12 protein-coding genes are annotated in these 18,422 nt (G+C 32.3%); 11 read left to right on the top strand and 1 reads right to left on the bottom strand.

Annotated elements, in window-relative coordinates:
- Nucleotides 1-5 precede the first annotated feature (5 nt).
- The 5 genes from AABD74_RS03945 to AABD74_RS03925 all read left to right on the top strand — a co-directional run bounded on the left by AABD74_RS03945 (nt 6) and on the right by AABD74_RS03925 (nt 9,963).
- Entirely contained in the window at nt 6-6,887 is a 6,882-nt protein-coding gene (locus AABD74_RS03945) for an FG-GAP-like repeat-containing protein (RefSeq protein ID WP_406844747.1), read from the top strand.
- Nucleotides 6,888-6,892: 5 nt separating this feature from the next.
- Nucleotides 6,893-7,321, top strand: coding sequence for a hypothetical protein (locus tag AABD74_RS03940; RefSeq protein WP_406844746.1), 429 nt, complete (start codon nt 6,893-6,895; stop codon nt 7,319-7,321).
- Nucleotides 7,322-8,222: 901 nt separating this feature from the next.
- Nucleotides 8,223-8,930 (top strand): hypothetical protein, encoded by a 708-nt coding sequence (locus AABD74_RS03935; RefSeq protein WP_406844745.1) that lies wholly within the window; start codon nt 8,223-8,225, stop codon nt 8,928-8,930.
- A 151-nt stretch (nt 8,931-9,081) separates the two neighbouring features.
- The gene (locus tag AABD74_RS03930) at nt 9,082-9,459 is read left to right on the top strand and encodes a hypothetical protein (RefSeq protein ID WP_406844744.1); all 378 of its coding nucleotides are present in this window, start codon (nt 9,082-9,084) and stop codon (nt 9,457-9,459) included.
- Between the two features lie 132 nt (nt 9,460-9,591).
- The gene (locus AABD74_RS03925) at nt 9,592-9,963 is read left to right on the top strand and encodes a hypothetical protein (protein WP_406844743.1); all 372 of its coding nucleotides are present in this window, start codon (nt 9,592-9,594) and stop codon (nt 9,961-9,963) included.
- A 240-nt stretch (nt 9,964-10,203) separates the two neighbouring features.
- On the opposite strand, the gene AABD74_RS03920 is transcribed toward AABD74_RS03925, so the two are convergent.
- Complete coding sequence (locus tag AABD74_RS03920; protein ID WP_406844742.1) at nt 10,204-10,332, bottom strand: hypothetical protein; 129 nt, start codon at nt 10,330-10,332, stop codon at nt 10,204-10,206.
- 402 nt (nt 10,333-10,734) lie between these two features.
- On the opposite strand from AABD74_RS03920, the gene AABD74_RS03915 reads away from it, so the two are divergent.
- From AABD74_RS03915 to AABD74_RS03890, 6 genes are all read left to right on the top strand, one after another.
- Nucleotides 10,735-11,100, top strand: coding sequence for a hypothetical protein (locus tag AABD74_RS03915; RefSeq protein ID WP_406844741.1), 366 nt, complete (start codon nt 10,735-10,737; stop codon nt 11,098-11,100).
- Nucleotides 11,101-11,504: 404 nt separating this feature from the next.
- Nucleotides 11,505-12,053, top strand: coding sequence for a hypothetical protein (locus tag AABD74_RS03910; protein WP_232683014.1), 549 nt, complete (start codon nt 11,505-11,507; stop codon nt 12,051-12,053).
- 352 nt (nt 12,054-12,405) lie between these two features.
- The gene (locus AABD74_RS03905; RefSeq protein WP_406844740.1) at nt 12,406-13,380 is read left to right on the top strand and encodes a hypothetical protein; all 975 of its coding nucleotides are present in this window, start codon (nt 12,406-12,408) and stop codon (nt 13,378-13,380) included.
- A 35-nt stretch (nt 13,381-13,415) separates the two neighbouring features.
- Nucleotides 13,416-14,345 (top strand): hypothetical protein, encoded by a 930-nt coding sequence (locus tag AABD74_RS03900; protein WP_406844739.1) that lies wholly within the window; start codon nt 13,416-13,418, stop codon nt 14,343-14,345.
- Between the two features lie 5 nt (nt 14,346-14,350).
- Nucleotides 14,351-15,271, top strand: a complete 921-nt coding sequence (locus tag AABD74_RS03895; protein WP_406844738.1) for a hypothetical protein — start codon at nt 14,351-14,353, stop codon at nt 15,269-15,271.
- Between the two features lie 315 nt (nt 15,272-15,586).
- Nucleotides 15,587-18,379: a carboxypeptidase-like regulatory domain-containing protein gene (locus tag AABD74_RS03890; protein WP_232683019.1), complete on the top strand. Its 2,793-nt coding sequence runs from the start codon at nt 15,587-15,589 to the stop codon at nt 18,377-18,379.
- The last annotated feature ends 43 nt before the right edge of the window (nt 18,380-18,422 follow it).

Raw genomic sequence — 18,422 nt, 5'->3', positions numbered from 1 at the left:
TTGCTATGAGGAAGTTTTATATTACTATATCATTATTAGTTAATCTATTTGTTTCTGGACAAAGTAGTAAAGACAGTATTGTTAATGAAACAACAATAATAAAAAGAATTGGGAGTACTGAAATAAGTACAGCAACTAACAATAAAACATTGCTTAGTGCTGCTGTTTCGGCAACAAATACTCCAACAGGTTCTTCTGATGAAGTTGGTATTACAACGGGAGAATTAAATATTTCTTTAAGTGGAAATGCCAGTTATACAATTCCTATTTCGATTCCTAAAGGCCTTAATAATGCAGAACCTCAAATAAGTTTAATTTATAATAGTCAAAATGGACTTAGCGGAAATGCTGCAAGAGGATGGGATATTTCTGGAGTTTCTTCCATTACCAGAATTCCATCTACTAAATTTCATGATGGAATAATAGATCCAGTTGATTTTAATAGTTTAGATAGGTTTGCGTTAGACGGACAAAGATTGATTGTAAAAAATGGTACAACTGGAGCTTATGGAGCAGATAAAACAGTTTATGAAACGGAATATTTTTCAAATATTAGAATTACTTCTTATGGAGTTTCTCCTTTTGGTGCAAATTATGGCCCAGCTTATTTTTTAGTCGAATATCCAGACGGGTCAAAAGCCTATTATGGTAATTCCACAGATTCTAGGTCAATCATGGAATGGTCAATTTTATATTTTGAAAACCCACAAGGAGTTCGAATTAATTATAATTACATTCTGTTAAATAATACTTTATATATAGATTCGATTAAATATGGAGCTTTAGTCAGTGGTACTCATCCTAATGAAGTAAAATTTACATACGAAGACAGAGGTGTTCCTGAAAATTATTATGTTGGAGGATTAAATGTTATACGTAGTAAAAGATTAAAAGAAATAAAAGTTATTACTAACGGAATAGGATTTAGAAACTATGGTTTCTCTTATCTGGTAGTTGATCGTATCAATAAAGTTACTGAAACAAGCGGCGATGGCACAAAAAGTTATAACCCAACACTTTTCGACTATGAAATGACTTCAGAAGAATTAAAGTATATAGATATAACTACATCGCTAAATATTGGAAATATAAAATCATTAAATGTTGGGGCGGTTTCTGGCGATTTTGATGGAGATGGCAAAATGGATTGTTTAGTTTATCCAACACTTGGTTCTGATGCTAAAACAAAGTATTGGCTATATGCAGGGATTGAATCAGGGGATATTACTAATATGGGGTTAGAACATCCTGTAGGTGCATTTGAAGATATTTTTCCGGCTACATTTTTAAGTTCAGACAATAAGGTGTTACCACAAGGCTGGGTCGTTGTAAGGAAATCAAATACTGATTATACTTTTTCAGTTTATGGTATGGAACGTATAATTGGGAATGTTAATATAATAAAACAATACGACCGAATGGTTAGTATCCCAAAAACTATTTTTCCAAAAAAAATTGTATCAGGAGATTTTAATGGAGATGGTTTAACGGATATTTTGATTATTGACAGCCAGTCTCCTAATGGAGATATTGTTTCCGGAAGGCAGGTATATTTTATCGATTTAAAAAGAGATAATACAAATTATTTAACATTGCCAGGAGAACTACTAACTAAATTATCAGGAACAGCTAGAGTTGAGGTTGCAGATTTTAACGGAGATGGGAAATCTGATTTATTTATCTTCGATACAGGTATTTTGACTATTTATTCGTTTAACGTAGAAAATAAGCTGGTCGTTTTATATAAAAGTCCTTCTTTTGATAGTGCTATTTCAACGGGGTTTCCTTACTCAACAATTACCTTTCCTATTTTAATCGGGGATTACAACGGAGATGGAAAATCGGATATCATGATTCCAAAAGGATTTGGTTCTTCACAATGGTATAAATATACCTCTACAGGAACTACAATGATAAAAGAAGAAAAAACGTATTTACCTGTTTTTGATAAAAATGATTCGTATACAACGTATAATTATTTTGCAACAGATTTTAATAATGATGGAAGGGCCGATTTAATACGTGTTAAGAATGCTGTTGAAAATGGAAAAGGATTTATTAGTGTTTTTTGTCATGCAAATACTAATGGTGATTTTGTCCTTAATCCGAAAGTTAGTTCAACACAACTACAGCCAGATATTAATATCTATGCACTTCCTGTATTTTTACCTCAGTCTTTGGGCAGTAATAGTACTTTAAACAAAGTAAATTCTACACTTGAAATAGCTTTCTTTAATAATAATAAGATTCATTTTTTCAATTCTGGCTATGATTATAAAAAGAGCAATTTATTAACAAATATTACAACAGGTAATGGGGTACAAGAGGCCATAACCTACATTCCGTTAGATACGCGGTTTGTCAATACCTATCAATATACCAATATTTATAAATCCAGTAAAGGAATTGCAAATTATCCTAATTTAGATATTATTATTGATCCTAATTTATATGTGGTTTCTAAATTGGAAAGACAAAGCAAGGATGTTTATAAGAAAAAATTATTTGCCTATTACGGAGCGGTAACAAATGTCGAAGGATTAGGTTTTATGGGATTTCGATCAGTAAGTCGAACAGATTGGTATGATGATACTACAGCAATGTTCTCTACTATTACAAAAAATGATCTTGATTTAAGAGGTGCTAATATTGAGAATTATTATGTGCAGGGATTTAGAGAACCATTGATAGCGAAAGTTGGAGCTAAAACACCTAATGTAATTGTAAAAGGTCAAAATGAAGATTATACAGTAATCACGTCTGATAATTTAATTGCTACAGAAAGTATCACATTAAAACCAAATACGACAATAAAAGCAGGAAGTACGTTTTCTGCAAAAATAGTAGAGGGAGCAAATAACTCACCGAATACGCCTACTGACTTTATCACAAAATCGATTTCAAATTATGAAAATGATCTTTTGGCAAACAAAGTTTTCAGATTAAAAAACACAGTAAACAAGGTAACAAACACAATATATAATACAAATGTTGAAGAATCTATAAGGTATGATACGTATGATAATCCTCTAAAAACAACAACTCTTGTAAAAGAAGGCACTTCAACCATTCAAACAACTGTTGATGACACGGATTATTATAATAATGTTACTCCAACATCTAACATAGTTGGAAGGCCATTAAAGAAATCACAAAGTGTTGCTATAACAGGCAGCACAATGACTTCTGAAGAAAAATATGATTACTACGCTAACGGACTTCTTAAACAAAAGAATACAAAAGGCACTAATACCAATTATATTACAGAAGATTACGATTATGATGGTTTTGGAAATCTTCTTAAAAATAAAGTGACAGCTGTTGGTTTATCACCAAGAGAAACTAGTTATGGCTATGATACGTCAGGCAGATTTTTAACTAAAATAACAGATGTAGAAAAGCGTTCTACAACATTCGAATATAATCCAAATGGAACATTAAAATCCGAAATTAATCCGCATAATTTAACGACATCCTATACTTATGATCCTTGGTTTAAAAAGTTAACGACGAAAGATGAGAAATTAAACAAAACAATAAGTTATGCGTATTCAAGGAATGTAGAAAAAACGGTTGTCTCAACTACAACGGATGCTTTGGATGGAAGCGCCAGCGAAGAAACATTTGATGATCTTGGGCGAAAAATAAAAACATCTCAAAAAGACTTAAATGGCAATTTTTCGTCAATATCATTTATGTATGATATTTTTGATCGAAATTATAAAACGAGTGAGCCTTATTTTGGAGTAAATCCAGTACAATGGAATGAGACAAAATTTGATATTTACAGCAGACCAGAAGAAAGTAAATTATTTACCACAAGGACAGTAACGGCTAAATATGATGGTTTGAAGTCAAGTGTTATTGATGGTCAAAAAACAAAAAGTGTTATAAAAAATGCTATTGGAAATGTTGTTTCTTCAACAGAAACGACAGGAGGAACTATTAAATACGATTATTATGCTAATGGAAATCTAAAACAAACAGATTATAACGGCGTAAAAATAATAATTGAACAAGATGGCTGGGGACGAAAAAGTAAGATGAAGGACCCATCGGCAGGGGAGTTTACCTATAAAAACAATGATTTAGGTGAGCTTGAAACAGAAACCAGCAAAAATGGAGAAGTAGTTACCACAATAACCCGAGACAGCAATGGAAAGCCAACTAAAAAAACAGTTATAGGTTCAGGAACTGATACAGAAACTACTTATAAATATGATTTAATAACACAGCTTATTACTGAAGTAACTTTTAAAGATAAAAAAGAACCTGCTGGAAAAAATGAAATTATAACAACATATACTTACGATGATATTTTTAAACGAGTTATAAAAATTGTTGAGGATAAAACCAGTATCTCAAAATTTACGACTTCATTTACGTATGACGACTTAGGAAGAGTAGATACCGAAACCAAACAGGCACAATTAGGAACCAAAATAAGTACTGTAACGACAAAAAGAGAATACAAAAATGGCGGTTTATATAAAATTATTGCAGATGATACAACAAAAAAGATATTATGGCAGACTAACGAGCTAAACGCTAAAGGCCAAATAACAGAAAGTGTTTTAGGTAATGGAATAAAAACTACAAGTGAATATGATACGAATGGTTATTTATCAAAAATAAAATATGATAAAGCAAATAATCAAGGGAATATATTGACATTAGACACTCAATTTGATTTTAAGACTGATAACTTAGAAAACCGCACGAATAGCGCTTTTAATAATTATAAAGAAAGTTTTAAATACGATGAAATAGACAGGCTTACAAAATTTACAAATAAACTTGGAATTGAGGAAACTCAAAATTATGAAGTGTCTGGGAAAATAAAAAATAATTCATTAGGAACGTATAATTATAGTGCAGAGAAACCATATCAAAATACATCTATCACACTTGCACCAGAGGCATATGGGTATTATGCAAGCCGCGAAGGAATTTTTAATGACAGTATGGAGAACAGAACAGGCTGGTCATTGGGAGCCAATAATCCGCAATGTATTTCGTTTGACGATACAAAAGCACATACCGGAAAAAATTCCCTTAAAATAAATACAACTGTTGGCGGAGTTACAACAAGTTATGTTCAGGCAGATGCAGCAATTTCTATTGTTAACGTAACAGATACAGATTATACTTTTTCGGGATGGGTTTATACAGACAATCCAACAGCTCAATTAACACTTTTTATGTATAAAACGGGGGAAACAGGTTATTATACAAATGTAAAATCGGTTAGTACCAATACAAAAAACAGCTGGATTTACATTACAGAAACCTTCAAAGTTCCATCAAATATTACCAGTTTGCGATTGCGATTAGATGTTGTGGGTTCTGGTAATGTATGGTTTGATGATGTACAAATACGCAAAACAAGTAATCCTGCAACAACAGAAAGAAAATTAGACATTACATATAACGCTTTCAAAAGTCCGCTTCAAATTATAGAAACTGGGGTAGACAAAATAAATTTTACTTATAATGACAATAACCAACGCAGTACTATGTATGATGAAGGCTTAAAACTTCGCAAACATTATTCTGCAGATGGAACGATCGAAATTAAAGAAAATACAGAAACAGGAACCGCGGAGTTTATTACCTATATTGGAGGAGACGGTTATTCTGCACCAATAGCACTAAAAAGTGATGGAGGCGGTTCTGCAAATTATTTATATTTACATCGTGATTATCAGGGCACTATACTTGCCATAACAGATGCTAATGCTACTGTGGCGGAAAAACGTTTGTTTGATGCCTGGGGAAGTATTATAAAAGTACAAGATGGCAGTGGCAAAACCCTTTCAGGATTAACCATTCTAGATCGAGGCTATACAGGTCATGAGCATTTGCAAAGTGTAGGATTAATAAACATGAATGCAAGGTTATATGACCCTATGTTACATAGGTTCTTACAGGTAGATAACTATATACAAGATCCAACGAATACACAAAATTATAACCAATATGGTTATGTGGTAAATAATCCATTGAAGTATACCGACCCTAGTGGAAATGCTTTTGGGGATGGTAAAGACTGCAGAAATTGCCCGAACAATAATTATCCTGTCTATAACCCAGATAAGATACAAGACCATAAACCTCTTGCCGATGGGATCAATCATTGGGTAGGTGGATGGGCAAGTGCCAGAAATATTGACGAAGCGGGTACAGCGTTAGGAAAGGCAGTGCGTGATGGGATCAATTTTATTGGCAGGAATATTGGCTCTCTTTTTGGAGGTGGAAATAAGAGTTCTGGACCGCCGCCTAATAGAAGCAGTTATTTGAATTTGAATACTACCAGCCTCATAGGGGCACCAGTAAACCCCGGTAATTTAGATTCAGGAAATTGGTATGGACCAGGTGGTCAAGTGAATTGGGCTTTTGGTGTTGCTAGCACCATAGGAGTTATTAAAGGAGGTCTAAACTCAGAGCGAATGTATGCAGAAGGTATCAGAAGAGGAATTTCAGCAAATTATGAGTTATCGGGCAGAAACCTTAGTATGTTTAGAGATGCTCCAATGACAAAAGCGACAATTCCTAGATCTAATGTCGGAGAATGGGCAGGTAGATTAGGTAAAGGATCTTTTTATTTAGGGCTTGCTATGGATGCTTTTGGTGTATGGAATTACAAACTCGATCCAAACTCTCCCAATGCCGTTCATCCAGCTAAAGCAGGATTGAATACTGTTATGGGAGCAATGGGGACTTGGGGAACTCCTTTGATGGCTATTCCTTCAACGCTTTACTTTGGCATAGATGCTTTTTATCCTAAAGGCTGGGGAGGATTAGCAATAGATCAGGAAAGCTTATATAGAGATAACAGAGCTATAAATCCAAATTATCAGGCTTTTCCAGGGGCAATGAAATTTTAAATATTATGAAATTTATAAAAAAAGGTTACTATTATTTTTTCTATAAAATTTATCGTTCTATAGAATATACTTCCAAGTCGTTTGGAGGAGAAACTCTTATATCTTCTAAAGCAGGTCTTGTTATGCTTGCTTTGGAGGTATGGATATTGATATCATTGGGGGCATATTATGCAGTTTATACGAAAACATTTACAGAGCTTACAATAACAATGCCTATTACTTATATACCAGTAATACTACTTTTTGCATTTAATTATTTTACATTAGATTATAAAGGTAAATGGAAAAAATATAATACTGAATTTGCAAATTATTCTAAGAAAAAGAATCGTATTGGAGGTTGGATTGTGTTTGGAATAATTCTGCTAATAATTAGTAATTTGATTTATGCTTTCTATTTAATGGGTGAGGTGGATTGGAGTTTGTATCGATAGGACGCGACTGTATTATGAAATTTATCAAAAAAGGCTATTACTATTTTTTCTATAAGATTTATCGTTCTATAGAATATACTTCAAAATTGGGAGGAGGTGAATTTCTTACAGTAAATAAAGCAAGTCTTGTTATGCTCGCTTTAGAAACATAGGGGCTTTTTTCGTTGGCTAATTATTATACAATTTACAAAAAGATATATATTGAATTAAATATTTCAATGCCTATTATTTACCTACCAGCTGTAATAGTATTTGCCATTAATTATATAACAATACATTATAAAGAAAGGTGGAAACAATACAATACTAAATTTGCTAGTTATTCTAAGAAAAAGAGTCGAATTGGAGGTTGGATCGTGTTTGGAATAATATTCTTAATAATCATTAATTTGATATACTCATTTTATTTAATGGGTGAGGTAGATTGGAGTCAATATCGTTAGAATAGACCCGTATGATGAATGTTTTATATTATCCCCTGCTGGCGCGAGCATCTTGCTCGTGAACGCAAAGAGAGTTAGCTCATGATAAATAAAAAAAAGATGAGTAGAAAAAAGCAAGTTTGCTAACAAAACAGGAATTTATCTTATAGTAAAATATGAATTGATTTAGATTGTGTTCACGAGCAAGATGCTCGCGCCAGCAGGGGGGAATTACCAGAAGATGTTCTTAAAACGATTAAAGTAAATAATGTAAAAGTTTATCATGGTATTATTGAATCTAAAAATAAGGTTCCAATAAAGGTTTTGGAATAGATATGAAATCCAAGAGAAAGCAGGAAAGGATTTCTATTCGATTTTCTTAAAAAAGAAGTGGTAAAATGCCAATTGTGTTCAGGAGTAAGATGTTCGCGCCAGCAGGGGAATAAATATTACAAATATATGTTAACGAAATGGATAAAATGAGAAAAGTAACTATAAAAACATTTGTAGTAGCAGTATTGTTTCTTGTTACAACATGTAATAAAATTGATAAAAAAGATGATTTAGAATTGCTATTATTAAATAATGATCTTATTTGTTATTCTAAAAATAGCAAGAAAGATTCCATAAATATTATTAAGTATAGTTTAAAGAATAATTCTGATAAAATTTATTTCATTAACAATTTGACTGACCAGAGAGAACTATCAAAAAGAGCTATCTATAAAAATGGTGTTAATCTGCTTATTTACGATAACAAGAATATCGAAATAAAATATGAGATTATGAGATACCTAAATGGCGGTTTAGAAGCGGAGACCTGTATTAATTTTATGATGGAGGATTTTAAGAGGAATGAACATCTGTTAGGTAATAATATTGATTTAAAGTATTTTGGACTCTATGAGAGAAACAATATGTTTTTTATTCATCCTAATGAAATAATTTATTTTCAATATAGTATCAATTTAAATAGACCCACGAGTTTTGATGCTGTAAGAGAAGGATTTGTAAGCTTAAATCGAGATAAAGATTATTTTTCTAAATTATCAATTGCAAGTGATTCGTTAAACTATAAATATGTTTTGCCACGAGATATTTTACAAACTATAAAACGGAATAACGTAAAAGTTTATCATGGAATAATTGAGTCTAAAAATCTAATACCAGTTAAAGTCATTGATTAATTTTTTAATTGTATAATAGAATAAATGCTTTTTATCCGAGATGAGGAGGGGTTGGTAGAATTAGCAATAGATCAGGAAAGCTTATATAGTGATAACAGAGCTATAAATCCAAATTATCAGGCTTTTCCTAGGGCAATGAAATTTTAATATTATGAAATTTATCAAAAAAGGTTATTACTATTTTTTCTATAAAATTTATCGTTCTATAGAATATACTTCAAAATTGGGAGGAGGTGAATTTCTTACAGTAAATAAAGCAAGTCTTGTTATGCTCGCTTTAGAAATCTGGGGACTTTTTTCGTTAGCTAATTATTATACAATTTACAAAAAGATATCTACTGAACTAAATATTTCAATGCCTATTGTTTATATACCAGCTGTAATAGTGTTTACCTTTAATTATATAACAATACATTATAAAGGTAGATGGAAACAATATAATGCTGAATTTGCAAATTATTCTAAGAAAAAGAATCACCCTGCTGGCGCGAGCATCTTGCTCGTGAACGCAAAGAGAGTTAGCTCATGATAAATAAAAAAAAAGATGAGTAGAAAAAAGCAAGTTTGCTAACAAAACAGGAATTTATCTTATAGTAAAATATAAATTGATTTAGATTGTGTTCACGAGCAAGATGCTCGCGCCAGCAGGGGAGAATATAAAATGTTTAATAAAGAAACATGGTATAGTATAAAAAAATGGAAGACATATGGTCAGCATTTTAACGGTAATGGAGCTACAGGAGGAAAAGTAGCTTTGGCATCAAGAGTTTCAACTGGTTTTAAGATAGGCGGATATGGGCTTGGAACTTATAACGCTTGGTCAATAAATAATCAATATAATAATGGAGAGTTAAATATGTCAGGTATGATAATGGAACAATCTTCTAATTTATATGCAACCTTTGGAGGAACTTATGGAGTCGCTTGGGGTATTGGTTGGGAAGGCGGAAGAGCAATAACAAAGACTACTTGGTATCAACAATGGAAAAATGATTATTGGTATAATTTTAGGGAAGAACATTTCGGTTATTAATTTAAATGAAAAGAATCTTATGGATGTTATATATTATTATTATTATTATTTATTTTATAAAAAGATAATTAAAGATAATGAACCTCATTTATTAACAATAATTGCTTTAAGTGCTACAGAGGGATTTTTTTTAAATATAATCTTAGAAATAATATTAATTTTTTATAAGTGTATGCAAACAAATGGTGTTATATGGATGAGTATTATCTGTCTAGCTAACTTATTTAATTATTTTTATTTTTATAAATCTAAAAGAGCCATAAAAATAGTCAAGGAAAAACCTAAGTTTTTTTCAAGCAACAAAATTTCAATATTGCTAACTTTTTTATTTTTTATTTTTTTTTCTACATCAATAATTTGGGGATCCATTATAACAAAATTTCTTTTGAAAACTTATTGTAGTTAGACCCCCGGGCTGCCGCACGAATCACCCCGCTGCCGCACGAATCCTTTCGTGTGGTATAGTGATCAAAGTTAGATTTTTCTATATAGCGGTGCAATTGATTACTGTAGACAAAAAGGGTTCAGGATGTTTAGTGTTGAAGTAGAACGTGCCACACGAAAGGATTCGTGCGGCAGCGGAGGAATCATTACAATTAAAATCAATTCCCGTTAGAAGTTTGCCACAAAATGTGGTTATTCCACCTACGCCAGTTTTTATTCCGCAACGAACAGTAATTCCTCAAAAGTACAATTACAATATTACGAACAATAAATATAAATGTTATGTTTAAAAAGTATGATGCTAATGTTCTAGTTTTAATTATAGTTATGGGTTTAATAATGTTTTTGGTGGGAAAGCATGGTGTTAAAGATAAAATTAAAAGAGATTTGGGGAACTACGATTACATAGTTGGTACTATTGAAGTATATTTTTATAGAGTTCCAGTAGCATATAATGCTACTTTTAGTTCTATCACATATTCTTATATTGTAAACAATGTTAAGTATGTAAATAATTATGATGCGATGTTTTATAAACTGCCATATTCGCCAAATGTTAATGACAAGTTTGTTGTAGTTTATAATAAAAATGATCCACAGAAAAGTATTTTGTTAGGAGATTACCCGATTAAGACCGAAGAAGATTTTAATGTTTTCTTGAAAAAGTATAAAAATGTTAAATTGAAATTTTAAACGATTATAGAACTTGCCACCCCCCGCTGCCGCACGAATCCTTTCGTGTGGTATAGTGATCAAAGTTAGATTTTTCTATATAGCGGTGCAATTGATTACTGTAGATAAAAAGGGTTCAGGATGTTTAGTGTTTAAGTAGAACGTGCCACACGAAAGGATTCGTGCGGCAGCAGGTGTTCACGAGCAAGATGCTCGCGCCAGCAGGGGGGTTACGGAGGAGATATAGTATTAGGTATGAATAACGAGCATATTTGACATGCTATACAAGATCAAGCAATTCACAATTTACGAATACCTTGGTTTAATGGTAAATCACTTTTTGACAAGAGACAAATGGGATTCGAAAATCAATCATGGAACTGGAAAGGTTACTTTCAATATAAATCCTCTAACACATTTACATCATGGTAAAAAAGATAATTATAAATTTTAGTATAATAATTTTATTAAGTAGTTGTTGCTATAATGGGATGGTTTCTGAATTTGGTTTGCCAAGAAAAAAAATAAATAGACTAAAACCTTTTATAGCTTATGATATAATAGACACGCTTGCGTTGTACAAATTATCAATTAGTTTTAGTACGAATAACATATCAAATGAATATGTTTATTTTGAAAAAAATGATGATAATTCCTATCCTTATACTAGTTATATGAAGTTTTATCCTAATGGAAAGTTAGGACTTTTTATTATCCTTAAAACTGATACTCTAAATTTGGAGCGTTCTTTTTTTGATCCAAGACGAGCTAAGATGGGATATTATTGGCTAGAAGATAGTATTATAAAAACAAAAATATCTACTATTGGCGATTGCTCTTTATATATTAGTAATAAAAAAGGTGTTATAATTGGTGATAGAATTAAATTAAAAGATCATTATAAATATGGAGAAATTTTCATTAAGAAGAGAGTACCTAGAGAATTTTTAGAAAATTGGAAACCTGATTGGTAGTTAAAAATATTTTTTAGAAGTTAAGAAAGATAAAATCCTTTTACCATCCAGAGGATCCCTGCAGCAAACGAATCCTTCTATATAGCCTGATGATTAAAGATTCATCGGTTAATCTATGATACAAAAGCAGTTGAGAATTTAAAAGAAAAGATTTAAGGTATAGGATTAGTTAATGTTATAATTGTTATAAACTGTTTGATGTTTAAATAAAAATGTATCACATGAAAGAATTCGTGCGGCAACGATAAGTTAGACCGTTTCAATTTTTCAAATTAACAGGATTTAACTTAATTTTATATCTTTGTAAGAAATTATTTAAAATAAAAATAATTTGTCAATTAAAAAAATAAAAATGAAAAAAAACTTATTTATTCTAACATTACTTATTTTATGTTCACCTCTTCTTTCTGCCAAAGCTTATAAGGCGGTTTATATAAATGAATACGAAAGCAGTGTAACATTTCCAGCTGGATATACTATAGGGGATTATATTGAGTTTGTAAAAGTAAGTCCATTGTCTGCAGGGGCAAGCGGTAACTATCAGGTTTCTATAAATTATACGCGTGGCGGCATAGCTGCGGCAGCAACACACTTGGCATCCTTATCGCATGCAAATCCTGCATTATGGAGAGAAGTTGGGAGAACAAACAACAATCCTCATGTAGGCACTAATACAAATTTTACAATTGATTGTAATACAGAATATTTAAACCCACGATTTAGAATACGAGCAATTAATACATATGGAACGACTACAGTACCCATTACAGTTTATATAAAAGTTGTTTCGTTAAATTCAAATGGTGCTTTTACCGCTTTGAATGTGATTGGAAATGATCTGGCCGTTTCAAAATTTTTACCAATGACTACTGATTGGGATTTGTATGTTGGAAACAATTATACCGCAAATGGAGCTTCTCTTGCAATTAAAGCAATTCAAAATGGTAATGTTGGGATAGGGACATCAAATCCAACAGAAAAACTTACTGTTGCAGGAAATATTCATGCACGAGAAGTAAAAGTAACAGTAAATGCCGGCGCCGACTTTGTTTTTGAAAACGATTACAACCTCAATTCGTTAGACTTTTTAGATAAATTTATTAAAGAGAATAAACATTTACCAGAAATTGCTTCGGCTCAGGAAATGCAAAAAGACGGAATCAATTTGTCTGAAATGAATATTAAACTTCTGCAAAAAATGGAAGAATTAACACTTTATGTTATTGAGCAAAATAAAGAAATCAAAGATTTAAAAATTCAGAATGAAATGCTTAAAAAGTTTTCTGAAAGGCTGACTAAGATTGAAAGAGATATATCTAAACTTTAAAAACGTACATAAAATGATCATCGATTAATTATAAAATGAAAAAAATAAATTTAAACCAATGGCTTATAATGATCTTCGCATCATTTACATCTATTATCAATAGTCAAACTACCTTGCCAATTGTAGGATTTAATGATGCAAATAATTATACAATTGGACATTATAGCGTTCCCAGCTCCTCGGGATTGGATATACATTGGTATGGAGGAATTCGGTTTGGTGACTGGACTAGCAGAAGCGTTATGCAAATTACAAATGGAAAAGTTGGTATTGGTTCAACAGCTCCATCTGCAAATTTAGAAATCACAAGCACTGCTGTTGTTGGTGCTGAAACTCTGCTAAAATTAAATGTCACCGATGCTTCTAAAGATTATTTAAAAATAGCCAATTCTACAAATACAGACGGACAATTTATGCCGTGCATAGAAGGATATCATATTACGGATAATAGGGCAGCCCTTTATTTAACAGGAAGTATTGACGGCCTTAGTGATAATGGTGCAAATCCTATTATGGTATTTGACTCTAGGATAAGTAGTTCTGCTGTTGTTAATAGACCATTATTTTCCTGGGATTCGTTTGGGGCTAGAAAAATGATTTTAACTTCAAATGGAAGTTTAGGAATAGGAACAACTACAACAGGAACTCATAAACTGGCGGTAGAAGGTTCAATTGGAGCAAGAGAAGTAAAAGTACAGGCAGCAGGCTGGTCTGATTTCGTCTTTAAAAAAGAATATGACCTGCCAACACTTGAAGAAATTGAAACGCATATTAAAGAAAAAGGTCATTTAGAAAATATTCCAAATGAAGAAGAAGTTTTGAAAGACGGAATTAATCTGGGCGAAATGAATGCTAAACTGCTTCAAAAAATTGAGGAATTAACGTTGTATGTTATTGAACAAAATAAACAAATTAAAAACCTGCAGAATTCTTTAGAAATAATAAAGAAAGATAATTGTAAATAAAATATATGAAAAGTAAGTTAACGATTGTAGTGTTATTAGTTTCTATATCGTTTGTAAAGGCACAAATTTACACACCAAGTGGTATAGTTCAAGGATCATCGGGAAATAATAATATAGGAATTGGAACTTCAAATCCAAACTCTATGTTAACATTAGGAGGACCTAGTCCTTTGTTTCTCAATCGCGGAGCCAGTAGTTCTACACCCTTTTTAGCTGTTTTGAATTCAGTAATTCCAACGGATGCCAAATATGGCTGGGCATTTTATGATAATTCTACAAATGGTAATTTGGATATTTTTAGAAGAAACGGAACTTCACAAGGAATACAATTTATGAGTTTTAATAGAAATACTGGAGACGTTGCTATTGGAGAAAGTACTCCTCTGTTTTTGAATCATGGAGCTAGTAGTTCTACGCCTTTTTTGGCCGTTTTGAATTCAGTAATTCCAACGGATGCCAAATATGGCTGGGCATTTTATGACAATCCGATAAATGGGAATTTAGATATTTTTAGAAGAAATGGAACCGTTCAAGGGTTGCAATTTATGAGTTTTGACAGAAATACTGGTGATGTTTCTATTGGTACAAGCAATTCAAATGGAAATAAGCTCGCTGTAAAAGGTATTGTTGGTTGTGAAGAAGTTGTAGTGAAATCAGGGAATAGCTGGAATTGGCCAGATTATGTCTTCGCAAAAGATTACAAATTAAAATCCTTGAAGGAAGTTAAAGAGTATATTGAGCAAAATAATCATTTGCCAGAAATTCCCTCAGCCCAAGAAATAGAAAAGAACGGTTTTATGCTGGCAGAAATGAACGCTAAATTACTTCAAAAAATCGAAGAATTAACGTTGTATGTTATTGAACAGAACAAACAAATTACCAATTTACAAAACCGATTAGATAAAGTAGAATCAAATTCTAAATAGGTTAAGGAAATGTAAGTAATGTTAAAAAAAGCGAGATTTAGGCCTCGCTTTTTTTATTTGTCAAATTTTTTTTCTGGACCTTGTATTTTTAGTAAATCCGCAATTTTTCTTTCAAATTTTATATGTATGCATAGTATTGAGGTTTTTCTTTGTTTTATAATTGATTTTTATCTAATAAAATCAATTGTGAAATAGTTAAAATAGTTTAAAATTTTGTGTTGAATATGAATTTTTTTTAACGTTTTTTTATTAATATTAAAAATATTTGTATTTTGGCTATTAAAACTAATAAGAACTAACCAAAAACTAACCCTAATGAGAGTCTACTTGCTAATTATGTTGTTTTTCAGCGGAATATCCTTCGCGCAGAATACAATTACAGGTTCTGTTACTGATAGTAACAAACAATCTATTCCCGGTGCCAATGTTGTTGTACTTGGAGGCAGCGACGGTGTATCAACTGATTTTGATGGAACATTTAAATTAACCACAAGCGCTAAATTGCCTTTTTCGATAAAAGTGTCGGCAGTAGGATTTGAAGCCCAAACAATCAGCATTACATCTGCAAACCAAAAAGTGAATGTGGCTTTAAAAGATGAAGAAACTAAACTAGACGAGATAGTGGTTTCTGCTTCAAGAACTCCTGAAAGAGTTATTGAGTCGCCAGTTACTATCGAAAGAATGGGTATTCAGGAAATTAAGAATACAACGGCCCCTAGTTTTTATGACGGATTAGAAAATTTAAAAGAAGTACATTTCAACACGAGCAGTATTTCTTTTAAATCAATCAATACCCGTGGTTTTGCTACGGTTGCCAATACGAGATTTATGCAATTGGTAGACGGAATGGATAACTCTTCGCCAGCATTAAATTTTGTGTTAGGAAACTTAATTGGTGTATCTGATATTGATGTGGCAAGTGTTGAGCTTTTGCCTGGAGCATCTTCTGCTCTTTATGGTGCAAACGCATTCAACGGGATTATGTTTATGAATAGTAAAAGCCCTTTTACAAATGAAGGAATCAGTGTTTACTATAAATATGGACAAACCAGCCAGGATATTGCCGGAACAAATGATTATAATGATTTCGGAATTAGAGCAGCAAAAGCATTTACAAAGCATTTTGCTATGAAAGCTAATTTTACTTATATGGAAGCAACCGAATGGATTGCAGGAGATAAAAGAAGTATGACAACGGGAGGTGACAGCCATGCAGTGAATCAAAATTATGATGGACTGAATATATATGGTGACGAGGTAACTACTTTTATTTCGAATGTTGGTCAGGTAAGCAGAACGGGTTATCGTGAACAAGATTTGACTGATAATAAAGTTAAAAGTATGAAAGCTGATTTTAGTGCTCATATTAAACCTTGGGCAGACGATACAGAATTTATATTACAATATAAAATTGGTACAGGAAGTACGATTTATCAAGGAGCAAACAGATATGCTTTAAAAGATTTCTTAATGCAGCAAGGTAAATTTGAAGTAAAAGGGAAAAACTTTTTTGGCAGAATATATTTTACAAGTGAAGATGCTGGAGACTCTTACGATATGAGATTTGCGGCATGGAATGTTAACAGAGCGGCGAAATCAGATACAGAATGGTTTACAAATTACGCAACAGCTTACCAATATGCAGGTGCAGTTATGGGAACAGATGCAAATCAATCTGCTGCAATAGCAAGAAATTTTGCCGATTACAATGTACTTCCAGCTGCTATATCATTTATTCCGGCCCCAACAGGTTCGCCTAGATTTGAGCCGGGTTCTGCAAAATTCAATAGCGCTTTAGCTACAGTAGTTTCAAATCCTGATTTAACACAAGGAGCTAAATTTATCGATCATTCAAAATTATATCACTCAGATGTGAATTATAATTTTAGAGATGTAATCAAATGGGCTGAAGTTCAGGTTGGTGGTTCTTGGAGACAATACATAATGGACTCTGAAGGAACAATCTTTACAGATTATGACGGGCCAATTGAGTACAGAGAATATGGTGCATATGCACAATTACAGAAAAAATTCCTTGACGACAGATTGAAATTTACAGGATCATTGCGTTATGATAAAAGTCAAAACTTTGACGGAAATGTTTCGCCTAGAGTTTCATTTGTATATTCTGCAGGGGCATCAAAAAGACATAACTTCAGATTGTCTTATCAAACAGGTTTCCGTAACCCTACAACACAAGATCAATATATTGGTCTAGATCTGGGACCATTTGCATTAATTGGTTCGGCTGCAGAAAATTTAGATCGTTTTCAGGAGACTGTAAATGTAAGTGCGGCAGGACAAACAATCGGAGGACAGCCAGCAACTATTAATATGTCTGGTCAAAATGCATATCATAATGCGTATACTGTAGCATCAGTTCAGGCATTTGCAGCTTCCTCAAATCCAAATGACCTTCAGGTGGCTAATATCGGATTGGTAAAACCAGAACAAGTACAGGCTTTTGAAGCGGGTTACCGTACAGTAGTTCAAAATGATTTATCAATTGATATTAACGGATATTACAATATTTATAATGATTTCATGAACACTGCGAGAGTTATTTCTCCTTATTATGGAACAGTAGGAACTAATTCGGCAGATCCGGCAGTACAGCAGACTTACCAAGCGTTAGCTTTTGGAGACAGAAGAGTTTATCAGGTTTATACAAATACAACAGCAGAGATTTCTTCTTTAGGATTTGGAGTTGGTTTGTCTAAAAAAGTATATAAAGATTTTGAATTAGGAGTTAATTACAATTATGCTCAGTTTAATTTTAAGCAGCAAGATGACCCTGATTTCGTAGCAGGATTTAATACTCCAAAACATAGAATTAAAGCTTCTTTAGGAAATTCTAAAGTAGCTAAAAATTTAGGATTCAATGTTAATGTAAGATGGAATACAGAATATTTATGGGAGTCTTCTTTTGGAGATGGAATGATTCCGGAAAATACTGTTCTTGATGCTCAGATAAACTATGCGCTGCCAAAACTAAAATCGGTTATAAAAGTTGGTGCAACAAATCTTTTCGGATCAGATTATCTTCAGGTAATTGGAGCGGGAATGATAGGTCAGCAATGGTTTGCTTCGTGGACAATTAATCCTTAAATGATATAATTATTTGTGTGAAATTGATTCGGCTTCTTTGAAG

The organism is Flavobacterium soyae (genome assembly GCF_045348165.1).
In the GTDB taxonomy this organism is placed as follows: domain Bacteria; phylum Bacteroidota; class Bacteroidia; order Flavobacteriales; family Flavobacteriaceae; genus Flavobacterium; species Flavobacterium soyae.
Note: the sequence above shows the minus strand (reverse complement) of the source record. Positions and strands in the feature narration are given on the sequence as shown.